The organism is Rhizobium sp. P28RR-XV (assembly GCF_012641385.1).
Taxonomy (GTDB): Bacteria; Pseudomonadota; Alphaproteobacteria; order Rhizobiales; family Rhizobiaceae; genus Rhizobium.
The window spans coordinates 491,691-518,023 of the sequence record NZ_JABAIG010000003.1; the positions used below are offsets into that span (position 1 = coordinate 491,691).

19 protein-coding genes and 1 riboswitch are annotated in these 26,333 nt (G+C 61.6%); of the genes, 14 read left to right on the forward strand and 5 right to left on the reverse strand.

Features of this window, described 5'->3' with window-relative positions; genetic code table 11:
• Nucleotides 1-83 precede the first annotated feature (83 nt).
• The 8 genes from HGP12_RS09175 to HGP12_RS09210 all read left to right on the forward strand — a co-directional run bounded on the left by HGP12_RS09175 (nucleotide 84) and on the right by HGP12_RS09210 (nucleotide 9,778).
• Complete coding sequence (locus HGP12_RS09175) at nucleotides 84-554, forward strand: histidine phosphatase family protein (protein ID WP_168839225.1); 471 nt, start codon at nucleotides 84-86, stop codon at nucleotides 552-554.
• An 87-nt stretch (nucleotides 555-641) separates the two neighbouring features.
• Nucleotides 642-2,327, forward strand: coding sequence for a phospholipase D-like domain-containing protein (locus HGP12_RS09180; RefSeq protein ID WP_168839224.1), 1,686 nt, complete (start codon nucleotides 642-644; stop codon nucleotides 2,325-2,327).
• 53 nt (nucleotides 2,328-2,380) lie between these two features.
• Nucleotides 2,381-3,601, forward strand: a complete 1,221-nt coding sequence (locus tag HGP12_RS09185) for a patatin-like phospholipase family protein (protein ID WP_168839223.1) — start codon at nucleotides 2,381-2,383, stop codon at nucleotides 3,599-3,601.
• A 491-nt stretch (nucleotides 3,602-4,092) separates the two neighbouring features.
• Nucleotides 4,093-5,187 carry a GGDEF domain-containing protein gene (locus HGP12_RS09190; RefSeq protein WP_168839222.1) on the forward strand — a complete coding sequence of 365 codons (1,095 nt, stop codon included), beginning with the start codon at nucleotides 4,093-4,095 and terminating at the stop codon, nucleotides 5,185-5,187.
• Between the two features lie 81 nt (nucleotides 5,188-5,268).
• A riboswitch (cobalamin riboswitch) is annotated at nucleotides 5,269-5,525 on the forward strand.
• 163 nt (nucleotides 5,526-5,688) lie between these two features.
• Entirely contained in the window at nucleotides 5,689-6,705 is a 1,017-nt protein-coding gene (locus HGP12_RS09195) for an ABC transporter substrate-binding protein (protein WP_168839221.1), read from the forward strand.
• Between the two features lie 2 nt (nucleotides 6,706-6,707).
• On the forward strand, nucleotides 6,708-7,745 hold the full coding sequence (locus tag HGP12_RS09200) for a FecCD family ABC transporter permease (protein WP_168839220.1): 1,038 nt from the start codon (nucleotides 6,708-6,710) through the stop codon (nucleotides 7,743-7,745).
• Nucleotides 7,742-8,506: an ABC transporter ATP-binding protein gene (locus HGP12_RS09205; RefSeq protein WP_168839219.1), complete on the forward strand. Its 765-nt coding sequence runs from the start codon at nucleotides 7,742-7,744 to the stop codon at nucleotides 8,504-8,506. Before HGP12_RS09200 ends, HGP12_RS09205 begins: the two co-directional genes overlap by 4 nt.
• Before the next feature lie 177 nt (nucleotides 8,507-8,683).
• Nucleotides 8,684-9,778 (forward strand): LLM class flavin-dependent oxidoreductase, encoded by a 1,095-nt coding sequence (locus HGP12_RS09210; protein ID WP_168839218.1) that lies wholly within the window; start codon nucleotides 8,684-8,686, stop codon nucleotides 9,776-9,778.
• Between the two features lie 58 nt (nucleotides 9,779-9,836).
• Here HGP12_RS09210 and HGP12_RS09215 read toward each other — a convergent pair whose 3' ends face one another.
• From HGP12_RS09215 to HGP12_RS09230, 4 genes are read right to left on the reverse strand one after another with little or no spacing between them, the layout of a single operon-like run.
• Nucleotides 9,837-10,958 (reverse strand): ABC transporter permease, encoded by a 1,122-nt coding sequence (locus HGP12_RS09215; RefSeq protein ID WP_205926381.1) that lies wholly within the window; start codon nucleotides 10,956-10,958, stop codon nucleotides 9,837-9,839.
• A gap of 2 nt (nucleotides 10,959-10,960) precedes the next feature.
• Nucleotides 10,961-12,112: an ABC transporter permease gene (locus tag HGP12_RS09220; RefSeq protein WP_168839217.1), complete on the reverse strand. Its 1,152-nt coding sequence runs from the start codon at nucleotides 12,110-12,112 to the stop codon at nucleotides 10,961-10,963.
• Nucleotides 12,109-13,869 (reverse strand): ATP-binding cassette domain-containing protein, encoded by a 1,761-nt coding sequence (locus HGP12_RS09225; protein WP_168839216.1) that lies wholly within the window; start codon nucleotides 13,867-13,869, stop codon nucleotides 12,109-12,111. The genes HGP12_RS09220 and HGP12_RS09225 overlap by 4 nt, the downstream gene beginning before the upstream one ends.
• A gap of 12 nt (nucleotides 13,870-13,881) precedes the next feature.
• Nucleotides 13,882-14,892, reverse strand: coding sequence for an efflux RND transporter periplasmic adaptor subunit (locus HGP12_RS09230; protein ID WP_168839215.1), 1,011 nt, complete (start codon nucleotides 14,890-14,892; stop codon nucleotides 13,882-13,884).
• A gap of 198 nt (nucleotides 14,893-15,090) precedes the next feature.
• Here HGP12_RS09230 and HGP12_RS09235 point away from each other — a divergent pair, with 198 nt between their 5' ends.
• Nucleotides 15,091-15,726 carry a CerR family C-terminal domain-containing protein gene (locus HGP12_RS09235; protein ID WP_168839214.1) on the forward strand — a complete coding sequence of 212 codons (636 nt, stop codon included), beginning with the start codon at nucleotides 15,091-15,093 and terminating at the stop codon, nucleotides 15,724-15,726.
• 30 nt (nucleotides 15,727-15,756) lie between these two features.
• Here the strand turns inward: HGP12_RS09235 and HGP12_RS09240 are convergent, their stop codons facing one another.
• On the reverse strand, nucleotides 15,757-17,046 hold the full coding sequence (locus HGP12_RS09240; protein ID WP_168839637.1) for a DUF882 domain-containing protein: 1,290 nt from the start codon (nucleotides 17,044-17,046) through the stop codon (nucleotides 15,757-15,759).
• A gap of 378 nt (nucleotides 17,047-17,424) precedes the next feature.
• On the opposite strand from HGP12_RS09240, the gene HGP12_RS09245 reads away from it, so the two are divergent.
• From HGP12_RS09245 to HGP12_RS09265, 5 genes are all read left to right on the forward strand, one after another.
• Nucleotides 17,425-20,091 (forward strand): LuxR C-terminal-related transcriptional regulator, encoded by a 2,667-nt coding sequence (locus HGP12_RS09245; RefSeq protein WP_168839213.1) that lies wholly within the window; start codon nucleotides 17,425-17,427, stop codon nucleotides 20,089-20,091.
• A 98-nt stretch (nucleotides 20,092-20,189) separates the two neighbouring features.
• Nucleotides 20,190-21,884 carry a hydantoinase B/oxoprolinase family protein gene (locus HGP12_RS09250; RefSeq protein WP_168839212.1) on the forward strand — a complete coding sequence of 565 codons (1,695 nt, stop codon included), beginning with the start codon at nucleotides 20,190-20,192 and terminating at the stop codon, nucleotides 21,882-21,884.
• Nucleotides 21,881-23,944 (forward strand): hydantoinase/oxoprolinase family protein, encoded by a 2,064-nt coding sequence (locus HGP12_RS09255; protein ID WP_168839211.1) that lies wholly within the window; start codon nucleotides 21,881-21,883, stop codon nucleotides 23,942-23,944. The genes HGP12_RS09250 and HGP12_RS09255 overlap by 4 nt, the downstream gene beginning before the upstream one ends.
• 1 nt (nucleotide 23,945) lies before the next feature.
• Complete coding sequence (locus HGP12_RS09260) at nucleotides 23,946-25,043, forward strand: ABC transporter ATP-binding protein (RefSeq protein ID WP_168839210.1); 1,098 nt, start codon at nucleotides 23,946-23,948, stop codon at nucleotides 25,041-25,043.
• A 48-nt stretch (nucleotides 25,044-25,091) separates the two neighbouring features.
• Entirely contained in the window at nucleotides 25,092-26,264 is a 1,173-nt protein-coding gene (locus tag HGP12_RS09265) for a PotD/PotF family extracellular solute-binding protein (protein WP_168839209.1), read from the forward strand.
• Nucleotides 26,265-26,333: the final 69 nt, after the last annotated feature.

Consider the following 26,333-nt stretch of genomic DNA (forward strand, 5'->3'; position numbering starts at 1 on the left):
CCATTGCGCTCGGTTGTGGAAGGATTATCGTGGATCCAATTTCAGGTAGTGATGGATCAAGACGGCAGCCAAGGGAGGGACGAATGGCGCCAGTCAGGACATTGGTCATGCGTCATGCTGAAAAGCCCGTTGATCCGGGAGATCCCAACCTGTCCGCCGCGGGGCGAGCGCGCGCGAAAGCATTGGCCGCCTGGTATCCTGAAACCTTCGGACCGCCGGATTTCATATTTGTCGCTGCTCCGTCAAACCACAGCGAAAGGCCTGTCCAGACCGTTCAGCCTTTGGCGGACGCATTGGGCATCGCGTTGCATACGTCATATGCCGACGAAGACTACAGCGCCTTGGCCGTTGCGCTGCTCTCCGAGCCCGAATTCGAAGGCAAGGCGATCCTGGTCTGCTGGCATCACCGCAATATTCCCGGACCGATGCGGGCGCTCGGCGCGCCTGAAGAAAGCTATCCCGAGCCATGGGCACCGGCCGTGTTCAATCTGGTTCTGGCTACAGATTTTCTCAGTGACGGACCGAAGGTCTCGCAGGTGTTCGAGCCATTCTAGTCCGATCTTGAATGGCCCCCCGCGGCCTTCCGCATTCCCGCATGAAAGACAAGCATCGCCTTCATCCAACGCAACGAGGGGATCGAGATGACTTTTGCCAATACAGGTAGCGCCGGCAGCCTTGCAGTGAAACTGTGGCGCGGCGAACGCATGTGCCTCATCGGGATGGATGTCACCGATCCCGAGGAGGATTTCGTAGGCTTCGCGATCGAGGTGAAGAGCCCGAGTTCGGCCGATTATGTTCCATTGAGGAACCGCTTGAATTTCGACTACAGCAGCGGCAGCAAGGGCGTGGACGGTTTCCGTAATTTCCTGTCGACCGAGGCTCCCTTCCAGAAGTTTCGCTGGATGCATTTTCCCTATGACCCGACGGACGGAACCTATCTCTATCGGGTGACGAAGATGCACGTGAATGCCGCCGGCGCCTTGCGCAGCGGCGATCAGGTTGCCGACCTGCCGATCTCGCTCGGCCGCATGACCTACAGCGATTATCTCGATATCGGCTTTACCCGCAACTTTGCTTCCTCGCAGGCCTATGCCGACAAGTTCGGCAACAATCCGGACGTCATCCCGAGCGATGCGGACCAAGGCCTGACCTTCACGAAACTGCCGGGCGATGTCTACCAGTGGCTCGGTTTCGAAGCCTATGACCTCATCTTCGGCCTCTTGGACGAGGTGGTGAACGATCCCGGTCTCACCATCGATGTCTTCGCCTATGATTTCAACGAGCGCGATATCGTCGGCAAGCTCGAAAGCTGCGGCAATCGTGTCCGCGCCATCATCGACAATTCGGGATCGCACAAACCTGCTGGTAGCGCGGAATCACAGGCAGCCGCCCGTCTTGCGGCCTCGGCTGGGTCGGGTGCCGTGAAGCGCATGCATTTCAAGACCCTGCAGCATAACAAGGTCTTCATCGTCCGGCGCGGCGGCCAGCCCCTCAAGGTGCTGTTCGGCTCGACCAACTTCAGCTATCGCGGCCTTTACATACAGGCCAACAATGCGCTCGTGTTCCATTCAAGCGATGCGGCGGGATTGTTCGGCCGTGCCTTCGATCTGGCCTTCCAGGGGCTGGATGCCTTCAAGCAGGACGGCCTCAGCAGCAAATGGAGCCTGGTGCAGGCGCCCGGCATACCGGCGACGCATTTCTGCTTCTCGCCGCACCAATCGAGTAATCTGTCGCTCAGCCCCGTGGGCGCGGCGATCGATCAGGCCTCGTCTTCGGTCTTCTATGCTATCGCCTTCCTCAATCAGATTCGCTCAGGCCCGGTGCGCCAGGCGGTCGATCGGCTGATGGGCAAGGATGTGTTCAGCTACGGCATTTCCGATAAGGAAGGAGGCCTAGAAATCCACAAGCCCGATGGCACGATCGGCCTGGTGGATTTCAGCTATCTTGCGAGCCACGCGCCGGAACCTTTCAAGACCGAGTGGAGCGGCGGCAGCGGCATTCATCAGCATGACAAGTTCGTCGTGACCGATTTCAACCTGCCGACGGCCAAGGTATTCACCGGATCCTCCAACCTGTCGCCCAGCGGCGAAACGGGCAATGGCGACAATCTCGTCATGATCGAAGACCAGCGGGTGGCGACATCCTATGCCCTCGAAGCGCTCCGGATATTCGATCATCTTCATTTCCGTTCGGCGATGCAGGGTGCGGGTGCCCCCAACAGCCTGACGCTCGCTCGGCCTCCAGCCGCCGGGCAGGACGCCTGGTTTCAGCGCTTCTACGCGACGGGTTCGCAGGCGGCAAAGGACCGTCTCCTGTTCTCGCACTGAGGAGGAGCGCGCCATGGCATGGAGATCTCCGCTGCTGGCAATGAGGCATGCCCATGAATGAGATCGATGCGATACCTCTTTCCGCCGAAAGCGAGGTCGTGGCGGCCTCCGATTTCCGGTGGGACGGCAACGGCTTCGAGGCGGGTATCGGTATCGCCGCGTCCGGCGGCGGATTTCGGGCCATGCTCTTTCATGTCGGCGCCTTCATCCGCTTGGCCGAGCTTGGGCTTCTGCAACAGGCAAAGCGCATTTCCAGCGTTTCCGGCGGTTCGATCACCACCGGCTGGCTCGCGAGCGTCTGGCCCGATCTCGTCAAGGCTGATTTTGCCAATATGAACGATGTCTTCGTCAGTCCGATGCTCGCTTTTGCCCGGGCAAGGATCGACATCATGGACGCGGTAATCGGGCTCCTGCCCGGAACGTCCGCCGTACGCCAGGTCGCGAAATCCTACGACAAGTATCTGTTTCAGGGTCGCAGCCTTCAGAATCTGCCCGAGCAGCCGCAGTTCATATTCTGCGCGACGAACCTGCAGACCGGCGTACTCTGGCGCTTTGGCAAGGCCTATGCCGGTGACTACATCGTCGGGCGGATCGACCGTCCGGATTTTCCGTTGGCGCAGGCGGTGGCCGCCTCTTCGGCCTTTCCTCCCATTCTGTCGCCGCTGGTGCTCAAGTTTTCGGACGGCAGCTTTCAGGATTGGCCGACGGCGCCGTCCAAACCGATCCCGGCAATCCGCGATTTTCGCAAGGCTGTCATTCTCACCGACGGAGGCGTCTACGACAATCATGGGATCGAGCCGCTGGTAAAGCGCTTCGCAACTCTTTTCGTCAGCGATGGCGGCGCGCCCTTTGCTCGAAATTCCGGCCTTTGCCGCAATTGGGTCAGTCAGCTGCGCCGGATTCTGGATGTCACCGACAACCAGGTAAGAGCGCTGCGCCGCCGCGATCTCATCGGCCGCTTCAAGGCGGCCGGGGCACTGAGCGATGAAGCATCGCTGGTCGTCGCCCAAGGATACGGCCGTTTCGGCTCCTATTGGGGTATCGACACCGACCCCTCCAAACTCGCGCCGGAAGGGGCACTGCCATGCTCACCGAAGAAGGTTGCGGCTCTCTCCAGCGCACCGACCCGGCTGAGCGCTCTCGGCGACGACGTATCGGAGAAGCTGGTGAATTGGGGATATGCGATCTGCGATCGAAGCGTTCGCGCAAACTATCATGGGTCACTGCGACAGATGGCTCCGGCCTGGCCCTTCCCGAAAAGACCATTGGCATGACGGGTGATCGGCATTCGAGCAAGCCCAGGAAGAGCTGAACTGCTCAAGGGTCGTGTGCGGAAGGTCGAGCCTGAAACCACTGTCTTTGCATCGATCGTCACGGCGCAAAGCGGGAAATTGCCCGACCGCACTTGACCACTCCGCACGGCGCGCCAGATAGCGCCCATTATTCATGCTCCGTGCAGGAGCGATCCACAGGCTCCCTCGATATTTTATAACCTCCCGAAGATCCTGAGTGCGCAATTCCTCGGATTGCGGTATCCGACACCACGGCATCGCTACGCATCAATTTCGAAGTTCAATTACGATAATGATCATCATCCCCGGTCCGCACTCGATCCCCTGTCCCGCCTCCAGCGACGTCCCGTCGCGCTCAGGGAGCGAGAGACTCGGTAAACCATTTTATAGAGATCGCGTGGTATCCTGCGCTGACTTAGACTATGGCCGGTGCGTACCATTGATGGGGCTCCTCGGGCAGATTGGGGATAGCCATGGGAATTGAAATGCATTTGCCTTCGCTGGTACGCGTCCTGGGGCAGGTGGCCATCATCGTCTACGCCTATTCCTGGGTCATCCGGATCGTCGATCGCGGCGTTTTGAAATCGGTTGCGGTCGGATTGCTGTTCGGCGTGGTCGGCATCCTGTCGATGGCTGATCCGATCCAGTGGATGCCGGGCGTCATCCAGGACGGCCGCTCGATCCTGCTCGTCCTGACGCCGGTCTATGGCGGCCCCCTGGGGACCATTGTCGCGGCTGTTATGATGGGCCTGTTCCGTTTCTTGGTCGGCGGCATGGGTGCCGTCGGCGGCGTTGCCGGGATCCTGATCGTCGCGCTTGCGGGCTATGTCCTCAGCCTCCTGCCGCGGCAGTGGATCGGCACGGGGTGGAGGCGATCGGCGCTGTTCGGTCTGGCGACCTGCACATCGCTCGTGGTTCTCGTCTTTCTGCCGTGGGCGGTCGCGCGCGAGCTTCTCCTCTCGGCAACGCTTCCGGTCACGATCGTCAATATAGTCGGTGTCTTTCTTCTCTCGGACCTGCTGGAGCGGGAGCAATATCGCATCGGCATCCAGCGCGCGCTCGAGAGCGAGGCAAGCCTCGATCCGCTGACGAAGCTGCCCAATCGCCGTGTCCTGCAGCGGGAAGGCGACCGTTGCAGCAAGGAGGCCGGCATCAGGCGCGTCCCGTTTTCGATCATCATGCTCGATATCGATCACTTCAAGAAGATCAACGACAGCTGGGGTCATTCCTTCGGCGATACGGTCCTGGCGCGGGTCGCGGACGTGATCCGGCAGACTGTCCGAAGGACCGACATTGCTGCGCGCTATGGCGGCGAAGAGATCGTCGTTCTGCTGCCGAACACCGATGTTAAGGCCGCCACCGCCGTTGCGGAGAAAATCCGCAAGGATATCGAGGCGACAATCCTGATGTTCGAGCAGGAGAGCATCCGCGTCACGGTCAGCATCGGTATTGCCTGCTCCCACGAGCCGACGGCCGACTTCAAGCATGTGCTGGAGGCTGCAGACAAGGCGCTTTATCGCGCCAAGGCCGGCGGGCGAAATCGCGTGGAATTGGCCGAGGCCGCTTAGCCAGCTATATGGATGCGGGCTGTGGGATTGCGCTCACTTACTTTATCGCATCCATGCGTCCTTGACGGGAAGGGGCCATCCAGCATAACTGGACGCGACGGTTCCCCAAGGAAGACTCCGAGGGGATTAATAGGGAACACGGTGAGGACGACCCAAAAGGGACCTAGACCGTGGCTGCCCCCGCAACTGTAAGCGGATTGCCGATCATCCCGGAGTGACCAACCTGCTGGTTCCCTCCGAGGGCATTGAGCCATGCCACTGCAAGCATGCTTGCGGGAAGGCAGATGATCGTCAGATATCCGCGAGCCAGGAGACCTGCCGTCGATCACGATCCAATCAGCCGGGCGGGGATGCCCGGAAGGGACAGAGAGAATGATTGACCTGAGCCTTCGACACTTTCAGACATCTATCGGTCTTGATTGGGATCCTCGCAACCGGCGGCGGTCTTTTTGAGCGCGATCGCGCTGATACCGCCCAGTTTCCCTCCTATCGAGATCGTTCATGCGCCATTTTTTGACGACCATTACATTTGCACTCGGCCTGAGCGGGTTTGCCGCTTCCGGTTTTGCCGCGACACAATATCCCCTCACCATCGATAATTGTGGCCAGAAGGTCACCTTCCAGAAGGCCCCGGCCAGGATCGTCTCGATCGGGCAGGGCATGACCGAGATCCTCTTCTCGCTCGGCCTTGCCGACAAGATCGCCGGAACGGCCGTCTGGGTCGGCCCTGTTCTGCCGCAATATGCCGAAGCCAACGGCAAGATCCCGCGGCTTGCCGATAATGATCCGAGCTTTGAGTCGGTCGTCGGCAAGGAGCCGGATCTGGTCATGGCCGAATTCGAGTGGCATTTCGGTCCGCAGGGCTCCGTCGGCAAGCGCGAGCAGTTTTCCGAACTGAGCATCAATACCTATATCGCGCCGACCGATTGCGTCGCCAAGGTCAATGCCGATGGCGGCGACGGCGTGCGCAAGGAACTGTTCACGATGGACCTGATCTATCAGGAGATCGATGAACTCGCGGACATCTTCGACGTTAAGGATCGCGGCGATGCCTTGATCGCAGACCTGAAGAAGCGCGAAGTGGATGCGGTCGCCTCGATTTCAGGCGCAGGGACCAAGGATCTTCCCATCGTGTTCTGGTTCTCCAGCAAGGAAGTCAATGGCGACGCCTTCATCGCGGGCAAGAACAGCGCGCCGGCCTATATCCTGAAGACGCTCGGCGCCAGGAATGTCGTGACGACCGAGGAAGAATGGCCGCTGGTCGGATGGGAGACGATTATGCAGGCCAATCCGGCCGTGATCGTCATCGCCACCATGGATCGCCGCCGCTATGCCGCCGACGATCCGAAGGTCAAGGTCGATTTCCTCGAGAAGGATCCGGTCACCAGCCAGCTCGATGCCGTCAAGAACAAGCATTTCGTTCTGATGGATGCCCAGTCGATGAACCCGACCGTTCGGACCATCGACGGCATCGAAATCCTGGCCAAGGGCATTAAGTCCTTCGGCCTGGCGCGGTGAAGATGCGTCTTGCTGCAGAACGACGGCCATGGTGGATGCTGCCGGCGCTTGCCCTGGCTGCCATCGTGATTCTGGCCTTCATGATCAGCCTTGCGGTGTCGATCGGCGAGATTTCCATCCCGTTGTCGACAACCGCAAAGGCGGTATCGAACCGGCTGTTCGGAACGAGCTTCGAACTGAGCCGGATTCACCAGGGCATCGTCTGGGACTATCGCCTGAGCCGGGCGCTCGTCGCCGCCAGCGCTGGCGCCTCCCTGGCATTGAGCGGCGTGATCCTGCAGGCCCTGTTGCGCAATCCGCTTGCCGAACCCTATGTGCTCGGCATTTCGGCGGGTGCCTCGACCGGTGCGGTCTGTATCATGATCCTCGGGCTCGGCTACGGCGTTCTCGGGCTTTCCGGCGGAGCGTTCCTGGGTGCGATCGTTGCTTTCCTGTTCGTCGGCCTGCTCGCGACGGGTGTCGGCGGCACGAGCGAGCGGATCATCCTGTGCGGTGTTGCCGGCTCGCAGCTTTTCAACGCGCTGACCTCCTATATCGTCACCACGTCGGCCAATGCCGAGCAGGCGAGGGGCGTGATGTTCTGGCTGCTCGGTTCGCTGAGCGGCGTGCGCTGGCCGGACGTCTATCTTTCGGGGCCGGTCGCCATTCTCGGCTTTGCCGTCTGCATGGCGCATGTCCGCGTGCTCGATGCCTTCATCTTCGGCACGGATGCGGCCGCCTCTTTGGGGATCGCGGTGCGACGCGCGCAGATCGTCCTGCTTGGCGTTACGGCCTTCATGACGGCCGCCGTCGTCAGCATCGTCGGCTCGATCGGCTTCGTCGGGCTCGTCATCCCGCATGCCGCCCGTTTCGTCGTAGGGCCAAGCCATGACCGGCTGCTGCCGGCGGCAGCCCTTGCCGGCGCCATTTTCATGGTCGGCGCCGATATCATCTCCAGGGTCATCATTCCCCAGCAGATCCTGCCGATCGGCGTGGTCACCGCCCTGTTCGGGGCTCCCGCCTTCGCCATCATTCTCTATCGCGCCCGGAGGACGGCATGAGCATCGCTGTGGACACGGTGACCTTCGCGGCCGGCAATACCTTGATCGTCAACGGCATCAGCCTGGCGGTGGAAAAGGGCAAGGTTCTCGGCCTTCTCGGGCCGAACGGCTCGGGCAAATCCAGTCTCCTGCGGCTGATCTGCCGGTTGAGGAAGGTCAAGAGCGGGGTCATCCGGCTCGGCGGTAGCGATATCGCCTCGATTTCGCGCGGCGACATCGCCCGCCGTATCGCGCTCGTCGAACAGCAGGCGACGACCGATACCCAGGTCACCGTGATGGACGTCGTTCGCCTCGGCCGTACGCCGCATCGGGGGCCCCTGTCATCCTGGAGCGCTCACGACGATGCGGCGGTTTCCGATGCGCTCGTCCGCGTCGGCATGCAAGGCCGCGCCGGGCAACTATGGCAGACACTCTCCGGCGGCGAACGTCAGCGTGTCCATATCGCGAGAGCCCTTGCGCAGACCCCGAGCGAACTGCTGCTCGACGAGCCCACAAATCACCTTGATATCCAGCATCAGCTCGACATTCTCGGCCTCGTCTCCAGGCTTGATGTGACGTCGATCGTCGCGCTGCATGATCTCAATCTGGCGGCCATGTTCTGCGACAGTCTGGCGGTACTCCAAAATGGCGAGGTCGTCGCAGCCGGTGCACCGGATGAGGTGCTGACGCCGGAATTGATCGAACGGGTTTTCGGCGTGCGCGCGCATGTCCAGAAATCCCTGGTCCATGGCCGCTGCAACATCCAATATATGACGGGTTGACCTCGTTTAAGCGGAACCATTGATCTTTCGCTCGCGTCGAGCCGTTTCGATCCGTGCGCAAAAATAGTTTAGGTTTAAACTTGTTTTTTCCGATCGATGGATCGACAGTAGCGGCCCAAGGGGAACGGGTGGAGGCGATACGTTCCGCCCGCAGAAGACCCATAAAAGAGGAACAGCATGATCAAGCCGCATCCGCTGAAAGGTCCCAGCAAGCTGAAACTCGGTGTCTTTTCCGCCAATGCCGATGGGGGCCTTGCCATCACCGACGTGCCGGAGCGCTGGCAGGCTCGCTGGAAAGACAATCTGAACGCCGTGCAGATCGCCGATCGCGGCGGGCTGGATTTCTTCCTTCCGATCGCCCGCTGGAAGGGTTTCGGCGGCAAAAATCGGGTGCGTGAATGGTCCTTCGAGACCTTCACCTGGGCGGCGGGCCTTGCCTCCGTCACGGAACGGATCGGCCTTTTCATGACCGTTCACGTGCCGCTCGTGCATCCGCTCTATGCGGCCAAGGCGCTCGCGACCGTCGATCATATCAGCGGCGGCCGCGCAGGCCTCAATATCGTCTGCGGCTGGAACCCGAAGGAGTTCGGCATGTTCGGGGTGCCGCTGGTCGAGAAAGGTTATGACCAGGCGGACGAATGGCTTGATATCATGGAGCGGGCCTATACGTCGGACGCGCCGTTCGACTATGACGGAACCTATTACAAGCTGAAGGATGTGGTGAGCCGGCCGGCCAGCCTGCAATCGCCGCGGCCGGTCACCATGAACGCGGCTTTCGGCGGGCCGGGCCGGGATTTCGCGGCGAAGAATTGCGAATATCTCTTTACCACCTTCACCGAGATTTCCGAGGCCGGCAAGCATGTCGAGGATATCAGGGGGCGGGCGGAAAAGCTTGGCCGCGATGTCGGCGCCTATACCGTCTGCCACGTCGTCTGCCGCGAAAGCCAGCAGGAGGCGGAGGACTATTACGAACGTTATGCCGTGACGCTTGCCGACCATGAGGCGGTCGATGCGCATATGGCCGGCAAGAAAGAATTCTCCCAGTCGCACGACGCGCAAGCCTATGATCGCTACCGCAAGCGGTTTGCAGGCGGCGCGGGTGGCTATCCGCTGGTCGGTACGCCGGAAAAGATCGTCGAAGATATGATCGCCATCGCCGAACAGGGCTATTGCGGGATTGCCATGTCCTTCGTCAACTACACCTATGAATTGCCCTTCTTCTGCGACCGGGTCATGCCGCTCCTGAAGAAGGCGGGGCTGCGCGTCGAATGACGGCCGACCTCGTCCACGACGTGATCGGCGCTACACGGCGGGCCTTCCCGGAATTACGCTAGTTCAACCGGTGACGGAACATCCAGGCGGCAACCGGCATCGTTGCGGCGGCGATCACGACCAGGGCCAGCATGTCGGGAAGAAGCGCGTCGAGCCCGGCACCTTCGAGATAGACGCCGCGGGTGATGCTGATCGCATATTTCAGCGGGTTGATCATCGTCGCATATTGCAGAACCTTCGGCATGTTGTCGGTCGGCGACATCAGCCCGGACAGCAGCATGAACGGCATCAGGAAGACGAAGCAGAGGATCATCGCCTGCTGCATGTTGGCGGCAATCGAGGACAGGAACAGCCCGAAGCCGATGGCCGCAGCAAGGAAAAGGCTCAGCCCGAGATAAAGCGTCAGAAACGAGCCGGCAAACGGGATGCGGAACCAGACCAAGGCCACCAGCAGGATCGTCGATGCCTGGGTGATGCCGACGATCATCGAGGGGACGGCCTTGCCGATCATGATCTCGGTCGGCGTGAAGGGCGCCACGAGCAACTGGTCGAAGGTTCCTTCCTCGCGCTCGCGGGCGACGGACATGGCCGTTAGCATCATCGTCATCAGCATGGTGATCGTGCCAATGAGCGATGGGACCATGCTCCAGCGCGTTTCCAGCTGCGGATTGTACCAGGCGCGCGTCGTCACCCGCACTGCATTGCCGGAGCTGCCCTTCTGTGCCAACCAGTCGGCGGTGAAGTCGCGGACGATCGTGTTGGCATAGCCCTGCGCAATGCCGCTCGTGTTGGAATTCCTGCCGTCCGCGATGACCTGCACCGTGCCGGTCGAGCCGGCTTCCAATTGTCTTTCGAAATCGTGCTCGATGACGATGATCAGGACGGACTGCTTGGTATCGAGCAACCTGACGGCCTGACCTGTCTGCGCCAGCGTCGCCACCCTTTCGAAGATGCCGGATCCCTCGATCTTTGCGACCAGGTTTCTCGATGCCGTCGTCCTGTCCTGGTCGACGAGTGCATAGGGGACCGTATTGAGGTCGTAGGTGGCGGCATAGCCGAAGATCAGGCACTGGAGGATGGGCGGGACGACGATGCTTGCCCGGCTTCTCGGATCCTTCAGGATAACGAGGAGTTCCTTGCGGATCAGGGTTGCGATGCGCAGAAGCGATGCGATCAACATGGCTATGCGATCCTCTTGCGGGTCATGCGCACGGCAAGCGCCAGAAGCGCCGTTGCCATGCCGGCCAGCACGGCGGCATTGGGCAGGATGACGCTCCAGATATTGCCGGCGAGAAACAGGGTTTGCAGCAGGGTGACGAAGTACCGGCCCGGAAAGATGTAGGTGATGATCTGTACCGCCCAGGGCATGCTCCGCGGATCGAACATGAAGCCCGAGAGCATCATTGCCGGCAGGAAGGTGGCGAGAACGGTAATCTGGCTTGCGATGAACTGGCTCTTCGTAACGGAGGAGATGGCAAGGCCAAGGCCGAGCGCCACCAGGAGATAGAGCATGGATACGATCGTGAGGATCAGCAGCGATCCTCGAAGCGGCACGCCGAAGAGCAGTCGGCTGCCGACGACGCAGAGCGCAAGCCCGGCAAGCCCCAGCAGAAAATAGGGGACGGTCTTGCCGAGCAGGATTTCGCTCGAGCGGACCGGCGTCACGAACAGTGCCTCGAAAGTCCCGCGTTCCCATTCCCGCGCCATGACGAGCGCGGTCAGGAGCGCCCCGATCAACGTCATGACGAGGACGAGGAGGCCCGGGACGAGGAAATAGCTGCTGTCATTGGCTTCGTTGAACCAAAGCCGGGACTGGATCGTCACGCCGCTGCCGGATGTCGCGCCTTTGCGGGACGCTTCCTTGGCGGCCCAGACGCCGACCGCCGCCTCGGCATAGCTCAGCGAGATGCGAGCGGTGTTGGCATCGCTGCCATTGACGACGACCTGCACCTCACCATTGCCCGAGGCCATTTTGCGCGCGAAATCGGAGGGAATGCGCAGGATTGCTCGCGCCTCGGATGACAGGAGCATCTTTTCGGCTTCGGCCATCGTCTTGACGGGCTTCGGCGAAAAATAGCTGGAGAGCTCGAAGGCCGAGGCGAGGCCGCGCGCCTCGACCGAATTCTCTTCCATGACGATCGCAACGGGGACGTTGTTGACGTCCAGATTGATGCCGTATCCGAACAGGATCAGCAGTGCCACCGGCATGACGATGCCGATCGCGATGCTGCTCGGATCACGCAGGAGCTGCCAGGTCTCCTTGCGGATGAGCGCGCGGATGCGGCGCAGGGCTGCGCGCAATCCGTTGCTGGGTTTGTCGACGGGGTCGTTCATGCCGCTTTCTCCGCCTGTTTATGACGTTCCTGCTCGACGATCGCGATGAAGGCCTCCTCCATCGTTGCCGCCGCTTCGCCGCGTGTCCCGGCATGGGCGCGGATTTCGACCGGCGTTCCCTCGGCCAGGTTCTTGCCGGCATCCAGGATGATGATCCGGTCGCAATATTCGGCCTCTTCCATGAAATGCGTCGTCACGATGACGGTTACGCCCTGCTCGGACAGGGCGGTGATCCGGCCCCAGAATTGCCGTCGCGCCAGGGGATCGGCGCCACTTGTGGCTTCATCGAGGAAGAGAATATCCGGCTCATGCAACAGGGCGGCGGCGAGCGCCAGCCGCTGCTTGAAGCCGCCGGGAAGCTGGCCGCTAGGCAGCTTTGAAAACTGGTCCAGCTCGAACTGGTTCTTCAAAGCGGCGATCCTGTCTTTCCGGTGTTTGCGGCGCAGCCCATAGGCGCTTGCGAAGAATTCCAGATTCTCATCGACACTCAGCTGGCCGTAGAGCGAAAACTTCTGCGCGACATAGCCCAGCCGCTGCCGTGCTTTAGCGCCTGCTCTCAACAGGTCCGAGCCGGCGACCATCAATGTGCCGCCGCTTGCGGGAAGCAGACCGCAAAGCATCCGGAATGTCGTGCTTTTTCCAGCTCCGTTCGGGCCGAGCAAACCATAGACCTCGCCCTTGCGGACGCTGAAGCTGACATGATCGACGGCGGTGAAATCCCCGAACTTGCGAACGAGGTCGTGAACCTCAACAACCGTTTCGGCGCCATTGTGATTGTTCGATGGCTGGCTGATCTGTGTTTTGCGCTCGGCATCGCCGGCAACGGCATCGAACAGCATCATGAAGGCATCTTCGAACCGCGGCGCCACGCTTTCGGCGTCGAGCTCGGTATCGTCCATTTGCAGCGGCGCGTCCTTTTGATCCGCCTTGCGCACGATCCTGACCCGGCCGGCCTCCGGCACGGCGTCGACGATACCAGGCAGGGCGAAAAGACGGGCCTGCAGGGACCTTGCCGGCATGTCTTCCGGTGTGGGAACCATGAAGCAGCAGCCGTCAGCCTTCCTAGTTATGTCGGCAGGCGGTCCCTGATCGAGGATCTTTCCCGCGTGCATGAGAACGGCGTGCTCGCAGCGCTCGGCCTCGTCGAGGTAGGAGGTTGCGACGATCACCGAGAGCCCGTCCTCCTTGACGAGCTTGAAGACGATTTCCCAGAGTTCGCGCCGGGACAGCGGGTCGACACCGACGGTGGGCTCGTCGAGCAGCAGCAGTTCCGGCGCCCGCACCAGCGTGCAGGCAAGGCCGAGCTTCTGCTTCATACCACCCGACAATTTTCCTGCCGGCCGTTCCTTGAAGCGCCCGAGCTGCGTCATCTCGAAGAGGCGCGGATAGGTTTCGTCGCGCTTCGATTGCGTCACGCCGTGCAGATCGGCGTAAAGATCGAGGTTCTCCTGAACGCTCAGATCTTCATAGAGGCCGAATTTCTGCGGCATATAGCCGATCCGGTCCTGAACATGCTGCGGCTCCGTGGCGATATCAAAGCCGTTCACTTGCAAACTGCCGCTATCCGGCGCGACGAGGCCACATGCCAGGCGCAGCAACGTTGTCTTGCCGGCACCATCCGGGCCGACGAGCGCCGTCAGCGCGCCTTTCCGCACGTCCAGCGAGACATCGGCGAGCGCCTCCACCGCTTCTCCGGTGTCCCGGCGAAACGTCTTGCGGATATTTTTTGCTATCACCGAGAGATCGCCGGCGCTCATGGCATCCTCGTTCTATTGCTGCTGCGCGGTTGGCGGAACCGCCTGTTCGCCGGCAAGCGGCCGGACGGTTGCCGGCATGCCCAGCCGCAGCATGTTGTCCGGATCGTCGACAAAGACCCTGACCTCGTAGACGAGGCTTGTGCGCAATTCCTCCGTCTGCACCGATTTCGGCGTGAACTCGGCAACGGAGGAAATGAAACCGATCCACCCCCCGATCGTCCGCCCCGGCAGCGAATCCACGGTGACGGAGGCTTTCATGCCGGGACGGAGCATTCCAAGCTGTGTTTCCGAAACATAGGCGCGTACCCATTTCGGGCTGATGGTCGCAAGCGAGAAGGCGGCTCGTGTGGGGGATGCCATTTCACCGGGCTCGATCAGCCTCGATTGCACGATCGCGTCGACGGGTGCTCTCAATTCGGCGTCGGCAAGCTGCTGGTGGAGAAGCGCGACGTTGGCCTCCGCCGCATGCAGCTGTGCTTCCGCCTCCTCGATATCCTCGATGCGCGAGCCGGCGATGAGCAGATCCAACGCCTTCTGGTTTGCGATGAGCTTGGCGTCGGCGACGGCGGCGGCCGAACGGGCTTCGTCCAGAGCCTGCTGGCTGACCGCGGCCTTGGGAGCAAGCGCGTTCTGACGTTCGAACTGGGCGCGGGCATTGACGGCCTCCGCCTTGGCGGATTCGACATTGGCGCGGGACTGGGCGATCTCCTCGGGGCGGCTGCCGTTTTTGAGGCGGGTGAGATTGGCGCGTTGGCTGGCAGCCTGCGCTTCCGCCTGGGCGACCTGCGGTCCGAGCCGGCTCGTGTCCAGCCGGGCGACGATCTGGCCTTTCTTGACTTGCGCGCCCTCTTCGACAAGGACTTCGGCCACACGTTCGCTGCCATTGAAGGCGAGGGTGAGTTGCCTAAAGTCGATATTTCCATAGAGAACGAGGTCGTTCGAGCCGTCGTCCCGATGGAGATACCACCAGGCACCGCCCGCACCGGCGATCAAAAGGACCAGGATGACGATGACGCGTTGCATGCTTTGGTTGGACTCCAAACGAGCGGTCGGCTCCAGTGAAACGAATGATGACCGAGATCGATCCGGGGCAGATTATAACACTTGTCAAATTCAAATTTCAAATTAATATTCGAATTAATGGAAGGCAGAGAAATGGCCAGAGGCAGTAGAAGACGAGTCGCGCGATCACGAGATCGGCAGGACGGAGCGGCCACGCGCTTGAGTCTGCTCGAAGCCGGCGGCGCCGTCTTCGCCGAATTCGGCTTCGACCGCGCGACCGCAAAGGAAATCGCCTTGCGCGCGGGGACGAATGCGGCCGCGGTGAACTATCACTTCGGCGGTATCGAGGCTTTGTACGAAGACGTTCTCGCCGAGGCGCATCATCGCCTGATGAGTTACGACGTGCTTGCCCGCATGATAACCGCGGACATCGATCCGAAGGAGAAGCTGCGCCGGTTTATCGGTCTGCTGGTCAGGGTCGTCAGGACAGCGAATGAGGATTCATGGCCGGCCAAGGTGATCGTCCGCGAACTGATCGCGCCCACACCTCATATCGACAAGCTTCGCCGCCAGGAGATCGAGCCCAAGAAGGCTTTGCTGTTTGGCGTCATCGCCGAGATCATCGGCGTCGCGCCGGACCATCCGCTCGTCGCTCAGGCTGCGCTTTCGACGATGGCGCCCTGTTTCATGCTTCTGGTGGCCGAGAAACGCGTCTCGGAGATCATTCCGGCGCTTGGGCGGAATACGACTAAGGATGAGGAACTGGCGGACCGGCTGGTTCGCTTTACGCTTGGCGGACTTGCCGCGCTTTCCGCATCGGAACAGGCGGCGAGATCACCGGATCGGGAGAACTGACCTTTACAAACTACGCATTATAAGGTTGCTTCAGCCTTCGAAGCCGAACCGCTCGACATCGAAGTCGTCACCGTCATAGGCGGCGCCGTCCTGAATATCGGTCATATCCTCATGCATCGGTATTGGCGCGCCGACGAGGCTCGGGAGCGTCATGTTGACTGCCATGCCCGGCGGCTGCAGCGCCCAGGCGACGATGGCCCCCGTCGACATGGTCCCGACGCCTGCCGATACGTCCTGCGTGGCCGAGCTCGGCAACTGCGCCATTGGCTGCATCTTTGCCATGGCGCTATCGGTCGTATTCTTCGTGTTGTCTGACACTACGAGTTTTCCGGCGTCGTTGCGTCCCACCACCAGACTTGCCAGCACAACAGGAGGGGCTGGTCTTTCAGGCGCGGCCGTCGGGATGACGACAATACTGCTGGTCGGCCGCCATGCCGGCAGTGGAACGGCATAGGCGGCCAGATCGGCAAAGGGCTGCTCCTTGCTTTCTTCGGCCACGCGCTTGCCAAGCTGAGCCTCCAGCCCGTTCACGGCTCGGCTCCTGGGCGTCGGCAGCATGCTGGTCATAAGGCTGCTGTCGGGGGCACCGCTACGAGAGGCAGCCGACGATCCGGCGTCATCATCCTCGTCCACGACGGCTGCGATCCTGCTGCTCACCTGGGACGGGCGCTTTCGGGATTGCGCGACCGCTACGTCATAGCCCGGCAGCGGTCTGCCATCCGTCGGCACATGCAGCGTTCGTCCATTCGGGAAAAGCCGTGCCAGTTCCTGGCGCGACATTCTCGGCCAGGCGCGAACCCTGCCGACATCCAGATGCACGAAGGGCGAGCCGGAGTTGGGATAGAAGCCCACGCCGCCGATCTGCATCTGCATGGCAATCGCGCGCAGGCTCGCGAGCTTGACGCCGGGAATATAGAAATCCATCGCCTTGCCGAGCGTGTGCTGGCTGTGTTTTGCGACGCCGGAGCTGCGCGAGCGGTTGCGCAGCATACCGTTGGTCGAGGGAGAGCGGTAGGCGGAGACGACGTGTATGGTTTCCCTGGCACCGCTGCGTTGATAGACTTCCCAGACGAGATCGAGCAGTTCCGGATCGATCCGGGTCGGCTCGTTCTTTCGCCAGTCGCGCAGAAAGCGGTTGATCTGGGCAAGGCCCCTCGGATCATATTTGCCACCGCGCTTGAAGGTGATGGTCGCCCTTTCCCCGGTATGCGTGAAGAAGAGCTTGAGTGCCCGGTCTTCGGCCGCAGCCGAGCCGGCAAAAGCACCAAGCATCAGCACCGCGATCAGCGCCACGCGGCAGGCGACGAAGGAGGAGGCCATGGCGAGAATTGTCGCGGGGATGGAAAAGATCACGTGATGCACGGATACGACTTTCGCCCTTGCTAATGGAAACAGAACTCAGAGGCGCCGCATCCGCGGCATCGTTATGCCTCCAATTATGGTCAATAAATCCCTAACGGACCGTTTATAGGCGGAAACGTCAAAATTTTGTTCTCTTAAGCTTGTCGATAGAGGGTTTCGGCCGGCTTTCGTCTCAATCGATCCCCGCTTCGAAGATCTCGCGCTTTTCGTTGCAATGGCGAGAAAAATCAACTATTGCATGTGGGCGTAGTCTTCTGAACGATAGAGATCAACCGGCTTTGCAAACGTTTTCGCGCGGGTTGCAAACTGCTTGCCAAGACAGCATCATCCGGCCCCATGAGTGGACAGAATCGATTTGCTCCGCCCTCCAGCGGGCAGCAAACCATCAGACGTAGTGACCTGTTGCGGCAGCTCCGGCGCGCCGGGCTGCGACGCCTAACGACCATTGTCGCGCCCGCCGGCTACGGCAAGACTTCGCTCGCTGTCCAGTGGTACGAGCTGCTGAAGGAAGACGGGGTCAAGCTGTGCTGGGTGTCGCTGGATGCCGAGCATACGGGCCAGGAAGCTTTCCTGCTCGCCCTGATCGATGCCCTGCAGACACTTTTGAACGAGGACGGTGCGGACGCCGGCAACCTGCCGGCCGCGGCGCTTCTTTCCGTCCTTGGCACGCGTCTGCGCAAGATCGAAGAGCCGCTCGTCATCTTCCTCGATGACTATCACTTCGCTCAGACGGATGCCACCGAAGCCCTGATGGCAAAGATCCTTGCCGATCTTTCGCTCGAGCACGTCAAACTGGTGCTGGTCAGCCGCAGTCCGCCGCGCTTTCCTCTGTCGGCACTGCGGCTGCGCGGCGAATTCAAGCAGTTCGGTGTTGCCGAACTCGGCTTTTCCGACGCCGAAGCGCGGGAGTTGTTCGAGGGTAAAGGCGCGCATCTGACCGAAGAGCAGGTCGGCTCTTTCAATCGCCGCACGGAGGGTTGGGCCGTCGCGTTGCAGATGGTGAGCCTGCTGGTCGCGGAATCCGAGGAAAGCGACACCATTCTCGCCTCCTTCGATGGCGGCGGTGCGGATATGGGCGCCTATCTCTCGGAGCAGGTATTTGAACATCTGCCCGAGGACATCCGCTTGTTTCTGGTTGAGACTGCGGCCTTGCCGGCTTTCAATCAACCGCTTCTCGATGCCGTGTTGGAAAGTGGTGGGCGCGCGGGGTTGATCGAGCGGCTGAATGAGTACGCTCTTCCGGTGACGTTGCTTGCCGGACCGGGCAACTGGATGCGGTTCCATCCGGTCTTCAACGAGTTTCTCAAAAGAACCGCCAGCCGCAGGGGTGTCGATGCCAACCGTGCCCTGAACCGCGCGGCACACTGGTTCGAGGCCCGAGGCGACATAGACCGCGCGGTCCACCATGCGCTTTTGGCGGGCGATGCCAATCTTGCGGCGCGCATTGTCGAAACCGCTGGCGGCTGGCGGCGCGTCTATGCCACTACGCGCGGCGGCGCCACGCTTTTCCAGGCCTTGAGTGGGCGTGCCTCGGAGATCGACCTGGTCCGCTTTCCGCTCGCGACGCTGGGGCTTTCGATTTTTCATGCCAAAGCGGCGCAGCTTGCCGCGGCCAATCACTACCTCGCCACGGCCGAGCGTGCCGCCGCCGGCGACCCGATCCTCGCAAAAGATCTGCGCGTCGTGCGCATCCTCCTTGCGCTTTATACGGATCATTGGGCGAGCACGGCCGATCTTTCGGCATTGGAAGACGATTTGCAGCAGCCGGACGGCATGGAGCTTATCCATCGGGCACTGGCGCTCAACATGCTGTCCTATAATTTCCTCATTCGCGGCGAGCTTGACCGGGCGCTACATTACGGTCATCTCGCCATTCGCGCTTTTCGCGACGGCGGTGCCGATTTCGGTGCCATGCACCTCTACACGCATATCGGCCAGGCCTTCTTTCTGTCGGGCGATTGCGCGAGCGCGCTTGCCGCTTACGACGAGTTGATCTGCGAAGCTCAGGCCAATATCGGACCCGGAAGCGATCTCGACGCGGTCGGCCAGGTGCTGAAAGCGGAAGTTTTGTCGATGCGGGGCGAGGTGGATGCCGCAGCCGACATGCTCGGATGGGCGCTGCCGCATCTCGAACGCCACGATACCTGGTTTGATCTTCTCGCCGCCGGCTTCATGGCCGAACAACGGGTCTTGCGCATGCGTGAGGATTTCCTGGCAGCCCACGCCGCCATGGATCGCATTCGCGCGGCGGCGCGGCGGCGCGGCTTCGATCGGCTCACCCGCCTGATCGACGGCGAGCGCGCCATGCTTCTCATGGCATCGGGTGATCTTGACCAGGCGATCCGGCACGCCGAGGCCAATGGGTTCGGCATGCAGGCCATCATTGCTGATCGCGCCAATTTACTTTCCATCCATCTGCGCGGGGCGACGCCGGCAATTTTCTGGACGCGCGCTTATCTGGCGCTCGGCGAAGTTTCCAAGGCGCGCGAGGTCTTCGACCAGTTCAGAACGCGCCAGTCCCAGCGCCTGCATGTCCCACGCGCGATCGAGCTTGCTCTCATCGAGATAGGGATTCTGGTCGCCGAGGACCGTGCCGATCTCGCCGCCGACCGCCTTTCCGATCTCGTGCTGACGATGCCGCTCGACGATTACCGGGCCTTGCTGCATCTCGACCATGCGGCCGGACTTGGAGAGCTTCGCGCGCTTGCCGATCACCCGACGGTGGCAAACGTGACCCGCAAACGTCTTCAGTCTCTGCTCGTGGTGGCCGAGACGGCGCAGGAGCCGACCATCGCCGACGGCGGATCCGCCTTCACCGGCCGTGAACGCATGGTGCTGGAGTTGCTGAGCTCGGGGCTTTCCAACAAGGAAATCGGCCGAATGCTGGCGCTTTCCGACAACACGATCAAATTCCATCTGCGCAATATCTTCGCCAAGCTCAACGTCTCGACGCGGACGGCGGCCGTCACGGCAGCGCGTCAAAAGGGTATGCTCAATCAGTAGCCCACCCGAACGGGTAGGTTTCGGCATATGCGCCCACCCATCGGGAAGGCTTTCGATGGGCGAAAAAACACCTAATCTGCACGCGTGCGAATATTATAATGCGGGGTAGATTCGTGATCGTCGTCGATCCGGTGACGCAGGAGATTATCGAGGGCAAGCTGGCGGCCACAGTCGATGAGATGGGCGTGGTCATGGCCAGAACCTCGATGAGCCCGGTCATCTATGAGGTGCTTGATTTTGCCTGCGGTCTCCTGACGCCTGAAGGCGAGCTCGTGGCGCAGATGAACGGCATCACGCTGTTCACCGGCACCTTTGGGACACAAGTCAAGTCATTGATCGCGCTCTATGGCGACGATCTGGAAGACGGCGACATTCTGCTGACGAACGATCCTTATTCCGGCGGCACGCATGCCTGCGATTTTGCCATCGTCAAGCCGATCTTCTTCGAAGGACGGATTCTGGCCTATGCCATCAATGTTGCCCATTATCTCGATGTCGGCGGCTCGGTTCCTGGCTCCCTTGCGCCCAATGCCACGTCCGTCTTTCAGGAAGGGTTGCGGTTGCCGGGCGTGAAAGTGGTGCGCAGTGATCGCTTCTCTGGAGAAGTGCTGCGCATCATCCGCGAGAATGTCCGTTTGCCTGACGTCGCGATCGGCGATCTTACCGCACAGGTGGCGACCGTTCGCGTTGCCGCCCGCCGCATGGCCGAATTGGCCCGTAAATACGGGGCCGACGTCGTAAGGGCCGCCTTCGATCACCTCCTGACCGTGAGCGAGAAGCAGGCGCGCGCCGCCATCGCCGCGTTGCCCGACGGGATCTATGAAGCGACTGACATTGTCGATGGCGACGGTGTCACCACCGACCCCATCAAGGTCAAGGTGGCGGTCACGATCGCCGGTGATCGCCTAACGGCGGATTTCACTGGCTGCCCGCCTGCGGTCGCGGGGCCGATCAATTGCGCCGCGGGTGCGCTGCAGTCGGCCGTCCGCACCATCTTCAAGGCGCTGGTGGCGCCGGAGGCGCCTTCCAACGAGGGCTGGTTCCGGCCGCTCACCGTCATCGCGCCGAAAGGCTCGGTTTTCACCGCGGAGAAGCCTTCTCCGACGGGCTGGTATTACGAAGGCTCGGTGCATGCCTCCGAACTCGTCTGGAAGGCGCTCGCCAAGCTGATGCCCGAGCGCTTCTCCGCCGGTTCCTATACGAGCCTCTGCGTCGTCTATATCGCCGGCAAGGATGCGATGGGGCAGCCGTTCATCCATATCGAGCCGCAACACGGCGGCTGGGGGGCGAGCAAGGACGGCGACGGTGCCAATGCGCTGATCGCCCTGACCGATGGCGATACCTACAATTATTCCGTTGAGGTCATCGAAGCGCGCTTTCCGTTGCTCGTGCGCCGCTATGCGCTCAACGTCGAGGGGGGATCGGGCGCCGGGCGCCGTCGCGGTGGTTTCGGCGTCATCCGCGATTATGAGATTCTTGGAGACGGCGCGTCGGCCTATTGCAGCTTCGGGCGCACGGACACGCCGCCCTGGGGCATCGAGGGCGGCAAGCCCGGCAGCATCAATCTTCTGCAGGTGGAAGAGGATGGTGGCGAGGTCCATAATTTCGGCCGCGAACCGCATATCGAGCTGCACCGCGGCGATCTCTTGCGCATCATCACCGGCGGCGGAGGCGGCTGGGGCGAGCCGCACGCCCGCGAGCCGGAGCATGTCCGCCGCGACGTCGAGAACGGCTACATCACCAGCGAGGAGGCACGCAGCCAGTACGGATATGTAGAGAGGATGGCGGGATGATCAGACTGGCGACGGATGTAGGCGGTACGTTTACCGACCTCGTCGGTTATGATGAACGCACGGGCGAGATCTTCACCGCCAAGAGCCTGACGACCGTTCACGATCAATCGGAAGGCGTTCTTGCGGCAATCGAACTTGCCGAGAAGAAGGACGGGCTTTCGACGCGCGACGTGATCTTCTTCGCCCATGGCGGAACGACCGTCATCAACGCGATCACCGAGCGCAAGGGCGTCAGGACGGCGCTGGTGACCACCGCCGGTTTTCGTGACGTATTGGAAATCGGCCGCGGCAACCGCCCCGATCTCTATAATCTCCAGTTCAAAAGCCCGGAAGCCTTCGTGCCACGCAGCCTGCGCTTCGAGGTGCGCGAGCGTATGGATGCCAAGGGCCGGGTGCTGACGCCCATCGAGCTTGGCGATATCGAGGCGATCATCCGCGAGTGCCGCGCCCGCAATGTCGAGGCGGTGGCCGTGATCTTCCTCCACAGCTACGTCAATCCCGAGCACGAAATCGCCTGCGCGAAGGCGATTGCCGAGGCGCTGCCGGATGTGACTGTTTGCGCCAGTCACGAGGTGTCGCGTCAATGGCGGGAATATGAGCGCTCCAACACGGCCGTGCTCAACGCCTATGTGCAGCCGATCATCAAGCGGTATTTCGCCCGGCTCGAAAGCGCGCTGATGGAACGCGACCTCACCTGCCCCTATTATGCGATGCAGTCCAATGGCGGCATCTCCACTTTCGATCAGGCGCAGATGAGCCCGCTGACGCTGGTCGAATCCGGTCCGGCCGGTGGCGTTGCGGGTGCGGCGCGCATTGGTGCCGTAATGGCTGAATCGGAAGTGCTGTCGCTCGATGTCGGCGGCACGACGGCGAAATGCTCCCTGATTCACGACAGCCGGCCGACGCTCGACAGTGAATACAAGCTCGAGCATACCCGTATCGCGCCCGGCTATCCGGTGCAGGTGCCGGTGGTCGACATCATCGAGATCGGCGCCGGCGGCGGCTCCATCGCCCGCATCGACGAGCGCGGCGCGCTCTGCGTCGGACCGGAAAGCGCCGGCTCGACGCCGGGTCCTGCCTGCTATGGCAGAGGCGGGGACAAACCGACCCTTTCCGACGCCTTGCTGACACTCGGCATTTTCGACCCGGCGAGCTTTGCCGGCGGGCAGATGCAGCTCGATAAATCCAAGGCGGCCGCCGCGATCGCGACGGTTGCCAAGCCGATGGGGCTGTCGGTCGAGGATGCGGCTCGTGCCATCGTCGAGATCGCCCATGCGTCGATGATCAATGCGCTGAAGCTCGTGACGGTTCAGCGCGGGCACGATCCGCGCGACGCCGCTTTCGTCATTTCCGGCGGTGCCGGTCCTGCGCTTGCCGCCGGCCTCGGGCGCGATCTTGGGGTGAAGGTGACGGTAGTGCCGCCGCATCCCGGCATCTTTTCGGCCTGGGGAATGCTGGCAGCCGAGCCGCGCGCCGATTTCCGCAGCACCTGGTTTGCGCCTCTCGCCTCGGAGGCCGTCAGCAATCTCAAGCGCCGGTTCGACGAACTGAAACGGGATGCGGTCAAGTATTTCTCCAAGGGCGACGCGGCCGAGATACGCTACGTCTGCCGCGTCGAGGCTCGGTATCGCGGCCAGGAGCACGGCGTCTTCGCCCTGTTTGAAATGGACGACGACGCCGAAAGCTTTGCCGAACGTTTCCATGCAGCGCATGAGCGGGCCTATACTTTCCGCCTGCCCGGTTCGCCGGTCGAGATCACCATGATCCATCTGGAGGCGGTGCTTCACGGTCCGGTCATCGCCATCCCGAAGCTCGATCCTGTCGGCCGTTCGCTGGACGCGGCCCTCAAGGGACATCGCAAGGTCTATTTCGGCGGCGCGGTCGGTTGGGTGTCCTGCCCCGTCTACGAACGCACGAAACTGCCCGCTTCCCAGAAGATCTCCGGCCCGCTTCTCGTCGAGGAGGCGACCGCGACGTCGCTGGTGGTTGCCGGGCAGGATCTTGAAGTGAGCAGGGAGGGGCTACTGCTCATCCGCGAAAGCGATGGGAGAAGCGTCTGATATGGCGATTGCGATCAGTCTCGACCATATCGTCAGAAGTTTCGGGCCGATGCGCGCCGTCGACGACGTGACGCTCGACATCCGGGCAGGGGAGTTCTTTACGCTGCTCGGCTCGTCCGGCTGCGGCAAGAGTTCGCTTTTGAAGCTGATAGGCGGTTTCGACAAGCCCACTTCGGGCCGCGTGCTTTTCGACGGGAAGGATATGGCCGGCGTTCCGGCCAATCGCCGGCCGGTCAATACGGTTTTCCAGTCGCTCGGGCTTTTTCCGCATATGAATGTCGCGCAGAATGTCGGCTACGGGCTGAAGTTGCGCGGGCTCACCGGTGCCGGGCTGAAGGCCAAGGTCGAGAATGCTTTGGACCTCGTCGAGCTTTCCGGCTTTGCGGATCGCGACGTCGATCTTCTTTCGGGTGGCCAGCGCCAGCGCGTGGCGCTTGCCCGCGCGCTTGTCATGGAGCCGGGCATCCTCCTGCTCGATGAACCTTTGACCGGACTTGACGAGCGGCTGCGCCAGCAGATGCGCGACGAATTCGGGCGGCTCCACAAGCGTACCGGCGCGACTTTCATTCTCGTTACCCACAATCAGGACGAGGCGCTCAGCCTTTCCGATCGCATGGCAGTCATGCACAAGGGACGCATCGAGCAAACCGATATGCCATCCCGCTTCTTCGAGGCGCCGGCCAATGCCTTCGTTGCGCGCTTTGTCGGGATCGATACGCTTCTTAAGCCTGAAAGCATTGCGATTTCCGGCGAAAAGGCCGTTGCTACGATCGCCGGCCAGCGGGTGAGCGCGACTTTTTCCGGAGCTACGCCGCCGCCCGATGCCCTGGTCGCAATCCGCCCCGACCGGATTGAGCTTGTCCTGACTGCCGCGATAGCGGCCGAAACAATTGAACTTAAGGTTGTCGAAAGCATCTATCGTGGACTCAGCCATGACGTTACGCTCGCTTTCGCCGACAGCCAGCGCGTGGTGTTGACGACCGGCGCGGACGCGACCCCACCGTTGCCGGGCGAAAGCGTGCGCGTGCGTTTGAAGCCGGGTGCTGCACTCCTGATTGATCGTTCCGGAATACCGGCCCTGGCTGGAGGCGATGAGTAGAACCCGAATAGCTGAAACAAGCGAAAAATGAGGGAAGGGAATGATACGATGAACAAAGATAGAGATTTCGCCTCCTCCGCCTTGAGGAGCAACATGCAGCGCCGTGACATGCTCAAACTGATGGGCGCGGGTGCCGCCGCGCTCTCCTTTGGTGGATTGGCAGCGACGCGGGCCATGGCCGATGACGCGACGGTGGCGTTCTGGGCTACGGCAACGCTCGATATCGGCGACAAATGGCAGGAATTTGCGCGCCAGAACGGCGTTTCACCCGAATTCACCGACAACGGCAACGATGTCGGCCCGGTCGTTGCACGCCTTGCCGCCGGCAATGCCAACGATCTTTTCGATGTCGGCGGCTTTCAGGGCGGCGCCGAAAAGGAGCTTGCCAAGCAGGGGCTGATCGCGCCCTGGGACGTTTCCAAGATCCCGAATTTCGCCGGCATCTGGCAATGGGCCAAGGATATCCCGACCTTGACCCATGAAGGCAAGCAATACGGCATCCCGACCGTCGTCAACGCCGACTCCATCATCTACCGCCCCGACAAGCTCGGCAAGGTCGACAGCTACGGCGTCATCTTCGATCCGAAGCTCAAGGGCCGTGTCGCGATGGAGGACGCCTGGATCAACAGCGCTATCTTCACCGCCATCTATCTCAAGGAAGCCGAAAACAAGCCGATCAAGGAGCCGGGCAACCTGACCGAATCCGAGCTCGGCCTCGTCATGGAATTCCTGATCAAGCACAAGAAGGACGGGCAGTTCCGGACCTTCTGGAACGGTTGGGAGCAGGGCGTTCAGCTGGTCGCGAACGAAGAAGTCGACGCCATGACCGGCTGGGAACCGATCGTCTATGAAGGCCGCAAACGCGGGCTTCAGGTGGAATATGCCGCTCCCGTCGAAGGCTACGAGGGCTGGGGCAACAATACGGTGCTGCTCAAGGGTGCCGCCGAGCGCGGCAAGGCGGGGGCCGCCCACAAATTCGTCGATGCATTGCTTGCCGGCCTCTATGGCTGCGAACTGGGCAAGGCGCGCGGCTATCTCGTGCCGACCGACAACAATCTCGCCTATGCCAAGGCCCATCCCGACGAATACAAGGCCGACGACGTCGCCAAGCTTGCCGACCATGTGAAGGCCAAGTTCTCCGGAAAGGTCTACTGGCAGAATTGCCGCCCGGACAATTTCCAACTCTACGAGGAGTGGTGGCAGAAGCTGCGCAACGCCTGACGTAACGCCATGGACCGGGGCTGGCTCATCTGTCCAAGGACAGGCCGGCCCCGATCCGACGGGATCAAC